This is a genomic window from Candidatus Magnetobacterium casense, assembly GCF_019173545.1.
GTDB classification, from domain to species: domain Bacteria; phylum Nitrospirota; class Thermodesulfovibrionia; order Thermodesulfovibrionales; family Magnetobacteriaceae; genus Magnetobacterium; species Magnetobacterium cryptolimnobacter.
Genome location: NZ_JABXWD010000153.1, coordinates 1 through 7,934 on the forward strand (window position 1 = coordinate 1; position 7,934 = coordinate 7,934).

The following is a 7,934-nucleotide window of genomic DNA, read 5'->3' on the forward strand; positions in this document are numbered from 1 at the left end:
GAAATGACACACTTAGAAAACGGCTGTAATTGTCATTCCTGCGAAAGCAGGAATCCATGCCTTTTAAACGTGAAATAAAAATTACCCTGCTTTTTTGAGAGGATACGCTTATTCTTGCTTTGTGAACTCCCGCAGCGTAGGCAGCTCTGAGAGGTCTTTGAGGCCAAACGACACCAGAAACTCGCGTGTGGTGGCAAAGAGCAGTGGTCTGCCTGGGGCGTCCTTTCTCCCGGATATCTTTATCAGTTTTTTCTCAAGGAGGCTCTTTAATATCCAGTCGGCGCTGACACCACGGATGTCCTCGACCTCGGCCCTTGTAATGGGTTGCTTGTAGGCCACTATGGCAAGCGTCTCCAGGGTTGGAAGCGACAGTTTGCCCATGGGCCTCGACTTCTTGAGGTGCTTTATGTACTGTGCACAGGTCGGATTGCTGACCATCTGATACCCCCCGGCAAGCTCGACTATGATAATGCCACCGTTTCTCTGCCGATATTGACCGAGCAGTTGCTCCATACACTCGGCTATTTCGTCCTCAGAGATACCGGTCAGTTTCTTTAGGTCGGCAACAGACAACGCATCCCCGGAGATAAACAACAGCGCCTCGATAACCGCCATCCACTGGCAGACATTGGGGCGATCCTGCACGGCCCCCTCTGCTTCAGTGCCCTCACCTGCGGTTGCCAAACTGTCCTCGTAATTCTCTGCCATATCACAGGTATTATATAGGGAAGCAGTTAGAGTTGACAATGTCAGGACAGGAATCTTTTTTTTGGTGCGATCAAAAATTCGAGCAAAAAAGGTGACTGATTGTGTATAATGTGTCTGAGACAAATGCGCAGACAATTGTACAGCAAGACAGTATGAAGGCGATAGTAACCGGCGGGACAGGTTTTATAGGTAGCCACCTGGTAGAGGAACTTGTGCTCAGGGGTTACTCGGTGACATGCCTTGTCAGGAGCACGTCAAACCTGCAATGGATCGAGGGGTTTCCCGTGTGTATACTGGAAGGGGATTGCATGAAGGTAGACACCCTTGAGGGTCTACTGAGCGATTGCGATTACGTCTTTCACCTGGCCGGGTTGACAAAGGCCGGCAACGCAGATGACTTCTACTGCACAAACACCTCCGGTACGGAAAACCTGGTCGAGGCGGCGTACAAGTACGTAAAGGGTATCAAGCGGTTTGTCCATATAAGTACGCTTGCCGTTGCCGGACCAAGCAAGGACGGTACCCCGCTGAGTGTCGATGCACATCCTGAGCCGGTGTCAGACTACGGCAAGAGCAAGCTGGGCGGAGAACTCGCCGTGCAGGCATACAAAGACAGACTTCCCATCACGATAATCAGACCACCGGCCGTATATGGCCCCCGCGACAGGGACATGTTCATGCTCTTTAAGATGATAAAGCAGGGTATCCTGCCCTACTGGGGTAAGTCGTACTACTCGCTCATATATGTGGAGGACCTGGTAAAGGGGATTGTTAGCGCCATAGAAACGGATAAGACCATCGGCAGCACATATTACCTGTCAGACCTGGATGTGCATACCAGCGACGACATCGCAGATGCTATCGCACAGGAGCTTGACTGTCGCTACTTAAAGGTAACAATACCCAAGGGCGTTATGCCGGTAATTGCCGCCATCGCCTGCAAGTTAACGAAGAAAGGTATAATAAATCCGGATAAAATAAAGGAGTTGATTCATCCCTACTGGCTATGTAACAGTGACGAGGCTGTCAGGGACTTCGGATTCGAACCAAAGACAAAATTAAAGGACGGTATTAGATGGACGGCAAACTGGTACAAGATACACAAATGGCTGTAGAAGATACGAAAAAAGATATATTCAACAAGTGCCTGAAATTTGACAAGGTACGGCAACTGATGTCGATGGGTTTGTATCCGTATTTTAGGGCCATAGAGAGTGCACAGGAACCGGAGGTCTTTATCGACGGTCGCAGGATGATCATGGTCGGCTCCAACAATTACCTCGGACTGAACAACCACCCAAAGGTAAAAGAGGCCGCACTGGCTGCCCTGAACAAATACGGAACCGGTTGTGCCGGCTCCCGCTTCTTAAACGGCACCCTCGATATACACGTGCAGTTGGAGGAGAAACTTGCCCGATTTATGAGAAAGGAGGCCGCACTGATCTTTACCACCGGCTTTCAGGTCAATCTGGGTGTTATATCGGCGCTGGTTGGCAGGGAGGATACCGTTATCCTTGATAAACTCGACCACGCAAGCATTATAGATGGCTGTCGCCTCTCCTATGGCGAGGTGAAGAAGTTCAGACACAACGATATCAAAGACTACGAACGAGTCCTCTCCGAAACCACAACACGGGCAACCCTGACCGTTGTCGATGGCGTCTTCAGCATGGAGGGAGACATCATAGACCTGCCCGCCCTGATACCAGTCGCCAGGAAATACAACTCAAAGGTCATGATTGACGACGCCCACGGCATAGGCGTCCTGGGTAAAACCGGCAGAGGCACGGCAGAGTATTATGGTCTTGAGGATGAAGTCCACCTGGTGATGGGAACCTACAGCAAGGCCCTTGCCTCTATCGGTGGCTTTATCGCCGGTGACAAGGACGTCATACATTATATCAAGCACATGGCCAGGGCGCTCATATTCAGCGCCAGCCCCACACCGTCCTCCGTGGCCTCGGTCATTGCTGCCCTGGATGTCATAGAGAACGAGCCGGAGAGACTCACCGCCCTGCTGAAGAACACACAAAAGATGCTCCACGGCTTCAGGGCTATGGGGTTTAAGACAGGTCCCACGCAGTCGCCAATTATACCGGTCATCGTCGGCAACGACGAGCTGGCATTTAAGATGACAATGATGCTCCACGAAAAGGGGGTCTTTGTCAACGTCGTTGTCAGTCCGGCAGTCCCCCCCGGCAGCGCCATGATCAGGACTAGCTACATGGCCACACACACCGAACAACAACTAGACTTCGTCCTGGATGCCTTCTATCAAACAGGAAAGATACTCAATATCTTGTAAAATCGCCCCGCACGTGACTGCTCACCCCTGCAGTGTGCTCACCCCTGGCAGTGGTTGAACGCTACTTCAACGCATCGATAAGGAGCTGTTTATTTACCTTAAACTCCCTCGATGTGGAGTCAAACACTATGTTCTGCTTTCTTAACCTAGACATCGTCCGCGAAACCACCTCTCGGACAGTCCCTATCATCGAGGCCATCTCCTGATGAGTCAGCGACAGGGTGACAATGTTGCTGTCGGGGTCCTTATCGTTGGCCGCATTGAGCAGGATCATCAGTACCCGCTTGACCACGTCCTTAAATGTCAGACTTTCTATGATGCCAGACAGATGCTTCACCCGATCGCAAATGGTACTCAACACCCGTATCCCCATCGGGGTAAGACCGGCATAAATGCTTTCGTGAAAGGACTCTGTCGGAATCAGCACCAGAGAGGTATCCTCCAGGGCGATGGCATTTACCATGTTCTTTCTATCGGCATATATCGGGGCACAACAAAAATAATCCCCGGCCTTCATTATCCGGATCACTATCTCTCTGCCTTCCTCGGAGGTCTTAAATAGCTTTATGTAGCCTGATTCCACGACAAAAACAAACCTTATCTCATCCCCCTCCCAGAATAAATAGTCATTCCTGCAACACTTTTTACGTACAGCCTTGCTCTCTATTGTGGAAAGCTCATATGACGAAAAAGCCGCTAAACACGGTAAACACTGTAAGCTGTTGTCATGGTCATCTGCCTTTGTCCCCTTGCCACGTCTTATCTTACCGGTAGAGCGGCCCTTAATTTCCTTAGTCGTATCCTTCTGCATATCGTCAACCCACTCTTGAAATTTCTTGTTTATAACAATGTTACTCTAATCTCTATAAATCAATACTAAATGCTTTGTCACTATTTTGTCAATGGGATTTTATTAAACAGTGTGGCAGGTATAAAAAATGTCTATGACATCTGTCACATAAACCGGCGTTGCTGACAGTACATCAGGGGCAACGTAAGGATTTTCAGAAAGTCTACAGAGTAAATGTCTTATGGTGCTTTATCTATAGTATACTATAAATATTACATTTGACTTTGCTGTATCGATATGATATTATACTATCATCACAGTGAGTTGGTGGATATATTTATAAAAAAGCTACATGGTAAGAGGTATACGGTAAGATATATTAATATGGCTTATATACGGTTAAATGACAATTAAGAGATTCATAATAGGCCGGCTGTCTATTGTTTTTGCCATATATACGCTGTATATATCGTTTAGCATTTTTTACAACTTCCACAGACTGACGATGCAAACCATCAGGGAGAAGTCGCTCATTACCGCCTCGACGATCAAGGCCGGTCTGACGGCACACATGAACAGCGGTACGATGGACAAGAAGGACTACTTTCTCCAGGAGATCAGCTACCTCAAGGGGATCGACAAGCTGTGGATAACACGGGTGCAAGACATCGGCCTGGGCGATGTGAAAAATGTCTCACTCGATTCCATAGACGAGGTGGCCATCAAGACCAATAAACCACAGTTTATCGATTACAAAGTCAATGACACGCAACGCTTCAGGGTTGCAGTTCCATACATAGCCTCAAATACTGGCAACCTCAAGTGCCTCAACTGTCACCATGTCATGGCAGATACCACCATAGGTATTCTGAATATGGAGATGGATATCAGTGAGTTCAGGGACAGCAACGTCCAATTTATAGTCTTTACGATAGTCTCTTTACTTGTGGCTGCGATACTGACCACGATGATTCTCATCAGCGCGCTTCAGCGGACGGTGGCAAGACCCCTGCGGGCACTTATCGGAATGTTTGCCGAAGCGGTCAGGGAGTACAAGGAGATAGACCCCGAGGAGTTTGAGCTACAGGAACACAGGAGTATCATCAAGGAAATGAATCACATCCTGTACGAAATAAAGGACAGAGACGATGACATCCGAACCCTGAACACCTTCCTGGAAAACGCGGTGACACAGCGAACTCAGGAACTGCAACAAAAGGCCATCACGGACAGCCTCACGGGGCTTTACAACAGAAACCGACTCATAGAAGACCTCCAAAAAAATGTGGATGCAGAAAAATCCGTCCTGCTTATCAACATTGACGACTTTTCGCAGATAAACAACGTCTACGGTATGCGCATCGGCGACATGGTCTTAAAGTTGGTGGCCGATATACTCAAAAAACTCACACCCGATAATGCCTCTCTGTACAGGATATCCGGCGATGAGTTTCTCATGATGCTCATCTCTCCACAGGGTAATCAACCACGCCAGTTAGCCAACACATTGAAGGACTACGTCAACAACAACAACATAAACATCGTCGGCGAGGAACTCTACATCAAGATAACCTTCACGATAGGGCTTGATACCAACGTGGACGGGGTGGTGGTAAGGCACGCCACGGTTGCCGTTATGGAGGCCAGGGAGCATGGCAAAAACAGAGTCCAGGTCTACTCACCAGACTCACAGACAGAACAACGCTACAAGAACAACCTCTACTGGGCCAACGAACTGAAAAAGGCCATCGAACGACAGGACATCATCCCCTACTTCCAGGCTATAATCGATAACTCCACCGGCAAGCCCGGCAAGTTTGAGGCCCTGGTAAGAATGAAAGACAGCACGGGGGCTATTATTTCCCCCATCTACTTCCTCGAACCCGCCAGAAAGACAGGTATCTTTACCAGCATCACCAAGGTCATGATAGACAAGAGCATGGAATACTTCAAGGACAAGCCTTACGAGTTTTCGATAAATATCACCGACTTTGACTTCAAGGAGGGCTTTCTGCTGGACTACCTGGAGCAGCGACTGCGGCAGCACAACATACCGCCATCACGGGTTGTGCTGGAGATACTTGAGGGTATCAGCATGAAGGGAACAAAGGACACGATAGACCAGATAGACGAACTCTCGGCAATGGGCTTTAAGATCGCCATCGATGACTTTGGCACCGAGTACTCAAACTTCAGTCGCCTCTTAGAGCTTCACGCCGACTACATAAAGATCGACGGCAGCTTCATAAAGGGTCTTGTCACGGACAAAAACAGTCGCAAGATAGTCAAGTCCATAACCGACTTTGCCCACAGCATAGACACGAAGGTCATCGCCGAGTACGTCCACAACAAGGAGGTCCAGGAGATCGTACTTGAGCTGGGCATCGACTACTCACAGGGCTACTACTTCTCAGAACCCGTGAGGGATATCACCAAGATTACGACAAAATAAAGGTAATAGTTCACCCCCCCTGAAAAAAAAAAGAAGGGGAGCGGCTCCGCCCTCCCCTCAGACCCCTCCCGCAAGGGGACCAGTCCCCTTGACCCCGTTATGCTTAACCCTAAGTTTTACATGTAGGCTCTATGTTAAAAGCAAACTTTGTTTCTGCCGGAACGTTTGGCCTCATAGAGAAGTGCATCAGCGCGGTTTAAAAACTCTTCTTCTGTTTCGCCCTCTGCATATGTTACTACACCGAAGCTGCTTGTAATTCTTATATCGCATATGAGTTGGCTTTCTATATTCGCTCGCAAACGTTGCGCTACCTTAACAGCGGTATCTAATTTTATATTCGGCATCAGAATCACAAACTCTTCCCCGCCCCATCTTGCCAGCACATCCTGGGTACGAATTTGTTCGGATATGAGTTTGGCAAGTTCCTTTAAGGTGCAGTCTCCCAACAGATGTCCATACTTATCGTTGACTGCTTTGAAATGGTCTATATCAAAAAAAATCAAGGAAACAGGAGACTCACTGCACTGTCTGTTTGTTATGTGCATCGACAATGTGTTGTTAAAGTATCTCTTGTTATATATACCTGTCAACTCATCTGTAATGTTTGTAATCTCCAGTTCTTTCCTCTTGCTTTCATAATTTTCCACGTCGGTTAAGGAAAAGATGTATATTTCGCTCTCAGGAATGTGGGCATACTTTAAGATATATGCCCCCGATAAATTGTTACAATCAGCCGTCTTTACGGAAACCATGCTCTCTTCTTCTTTGTGCTCTTTCAGGTAATCGATTAAGCTGATATACTCCGCAGAAGGATTACTGTCAGTATCCCCGGCACCGGCATCGATATTTCTGGATAAAATGTCATCGGGATATTTATACTTGCCGGTAAATTCACTTATGGACTCGCAACTCAGAAAAGTAAGGAAGGTAGAGTTTGCAAACTCCACCTTTCCATCTCTTGTCGTAAAGATAAAATTTGGCAGTGAATTGAGTATAAAACCGATTAGCTTGCTCTTTTCGTATAGCTCTCGTTTTTGCAGAGAAACGGTTATAAGTTTTGCCATTGTGTCAACGAGTTTGTGTGGGTCTATGGGTTTTTTTATGAAGCTGTCTATGTTGGCATCTATGGCCTTAAGAAAAAACTCCTCATCATTAAACGCGGTGGTGACTATTATTTTGGTATCATCCCGTATTGCTTTAATCCGTTTGGCCATCTCAATGCCATCCATCTTAGGCATTCGTATGTCGGTAACTACAATGTCCGGATTTTGCGTCTTAAAAAGCTCAAGCCCCTCTTGACCATTAAAGGCTTTAAATACTATTTTTACACGTTTTCTTAAAAATGTAGAGAGAATCCTGTTTATATCCTCATTATCTTCAACATACAAAAGCGTTACATCTTTCAGGATATCTTCGGCATCAGAATCTGTTATTTCAGAACGCATGAGAACATTATAACAGTATGAATTAACCGTGTCAAGTCCGTCTATAAGGGCAATGTATCTTCTTAAAAAAAACGTAATAGTTCAGGTATACATATGGAAAGATTACACTGTGAACAATATATAATGGGGTCAAGCAACCGTGATGTCAAGAGAAAAATTATTCATTAATAACCTGCATTTAAAATCCTATTAATCAACAGTTTACGCATACTGCGACAATAAATTGTTTTGGTT

Annotated in this window: 6 protein-coding genes; 3 read left to right on the plus strand and 3 right to left on the minus strand. The window is 46.8% G+C overall.

The features are described 5' to 3' along the window. Positions 1–108: 108 nt before the first annotated feature. Positions 109–708 (minus strand): SMC-Scp complex subunit ScpB, encoded by a 600-nt coding sequence (scpB, locus tag HWQ67_RS09445; protein WP_218252439.1) that lies wholly within the window; start codon positions 706–708, stop codon positions 109–111. A 152-nt stretch (positions 709–860) separates the two neighbouring features. Here scpB and HWQ67_RS09450 point away from each other — a divergent pair, with 152 nt between their 5' ends. Together HWQ67_RS09450 and HWQ67_RS09455 are read left to right on the plus strand one after the other, a co-directional pair. Next, a complete protein-coding gene (locus HWQ67_RS09450; RefSeq protein ID WP_218252440.1) occupies positions 861–1,823 on the plus strand; it encodes an NAD-dependent epimerase/dehydratase family protein in 963 nt (320 codons plus the stop codon). Further along, positions 1,784–3,013: an aminotransferase class I/II-fold pyridoxal phosphate-dependent enzyme gene (locus HWQ67_RS09455; RefSeq protein ID WP_218252441.1), complete on the plus strand. Its 1,230-nt coding sequence runs from the start codon at positions 1,784–1,786 to the stop codon at positions 3,011–3,013. Before HWQ67_RS09450 ends, HWQ67_RS09455 begins: the two co-directional genes overlap by 40 nt. 61 nt (positions 3,014–3,074) lie before the next feature. Here the strand turns inward: HWQ67_RS09455 and HWQ67_RS09460 are convergent, their stop codons facing one another. Further along, a complete protein-coding gene (locus HWQ67_RS09460) occupies positions 3,075–3,824 on the minus strand; it encodes a Crp/Fnr family transcriptional regulator (protein WP_218252442.1) in 750 nt (249 codons plus the stop codon). Between the two features lie 382 nt (positions 3,825–4,206). Between HWQ67_RS09460 and HWQ67_RS09465 the strand changes: the two genes are divergently transcribed. After that, complete coding sequence (locus HWQ67_RS09465; protein WP_218252443.1) at positions 4,207–6,255, plus strand: putative bifunctional diguanylate cyclase/phosphodiesterase; 2,049 nt, start codon at positions 4,207–4,209, stop codon at positions 6,253–6,255. 134 nt (positions 6,256–6,389) lie between these two features. On the opposite strand, the gene HWQ67_RS09470 is transcribed toward HWQ67_RS09465, so the two are convergent. Then, a complete protein-coding gene (locus tag HWQ67_RS09470) occupies positions 6,390–7,643 on the minus strand; it encodes a GGDEF domain-containing response regulator (RefSeq protein ID WP_218252444.1) in 1,254 nt (417 codons plus the stop codon). Positions 7,644–7,934: the final 291 nt, after the last annotated feature.

Bases quoted from the DNA above. Each gene is read 5' to 3' on its own strand.
- scpB (WP_218252439.1), bottom strand. From the start codon at position 708: ATGGCAGAGAATTACGAGGACAGTTTGGCAACCGCAGGTGAGGGCACT.
- HWQ67_RS09450 (WP_218252440.1), top strand. From the start codon at position 861: ATGAAGGCGATAGTAACCGGCGGGACAGGTTTTATAGGTAGCCACCTG.
- HWQ67_RS09455 (WP_218252441.1), top strand. From the start codon at position 1,784: ATGGACGGCAAACTGGTACAAGATACACAAATGGCTGTAGAAGATACG.
- HWQ67_RS09460 (WP_218252442.1), bottom strand. From the start codon at position 3,824: ATGCAGAAGGATACGACTAAGGAAATTAAGGGCCGCTCTACCGGTAAG.
- HWQ67_RS09465 (WP_218252443.1), top strand. From the start codon at position 4,207: ATGACAATTAAGAGATTCATAATAGGCCGGCTGTCTATTGTTTTTGCC.